The organism is Nonomuraea sp. WAC 01424, assembly GCF_003947315.1.
GTDB lineage: Bacteria > Actinomycetota > Actinomycetes > Streptosporangiales > Streptosporangiaceae > Nonomuraea > Nonomuraea spiralis.
This window is the reverse complement of record NZ_QHHZ01000069.1, coordinates 1-692: the sequence shown is the minus strand read 5'-3', so window position 1 is coordinate 692 and position 692 is coordinate 1. Positions and strand designations below refer to the sequence as shown.

Here is a 692-nt window from a genome sequence, read left to right as displayed (position 1 = left end):
GCCCGCGCGCCCGGCCGGGCGGCGACGTTGCTCGGCACCGACAGGTCGGTCAGCGTGTCGACGTCCTGCTCGCTGCTGCACGTGCCCTACGACGTCGAGCGTGAGGACGGGCTCCATCCGCGGCTGAAGGGCTGGCTGGCGTTCGCGAAGCAGAAGGTCGACGAGGTCGTCCTGCTCGGGCGAGCGTTGAAGGAAGACGGCGTCGACCTCTCCGCCGCTCGTGCCGCGGCCGCGGATCGCGCGACGGCGGCCGACCTGGCCGACGCCGGGGTGCGTGCCCGGCTGGAGGCGCTGCGGCCGGAGGACACCGTCCGCTCCCCCTACGCCGAGCGCGCCGCGGCGCAGCAGGCCGCCTTGGAGCTGCCGCCGTTGCCGAGCACCACGATCGGCTCGTTCCCGCAGACCACCGGCGTCCGCAAGGCCCGGGCCGCGCACAAGGCGGGCTCGCTGGACGACGCGGGCTACGAGGCCGCGATGAAGGCCGAGATCGAGCGCGTCATCCGGTTGCAGGAGGAGCTCGGGCTGGACGTGCTGGTGCACGGCGAACCCGAACGCAACGACATGGTGCAGTACTTCGCCGAGCGGCTGGCCGGGTTCGCGGCCACCGACTTCGGCTGGGTGCAGTCCTACGGTTCGCGGTGTGTCCGGCCGCCGATCCTGTACGGCGACGTCTCACGTCCGGAGCCGATGAC

The 692-nt window shown here is 73.1% G+C and carries 1 pseudogene; it reads left to right on the top strand.

The annotated features are described in order from the left end of the window. A pseudogene (locus DMB42_RS52760) lies at window positions 1-692 on the top strand (5-methyltetrahydropteroyltriglutamate--homocysteine S-methyltransferase); the annotation flags it as partial.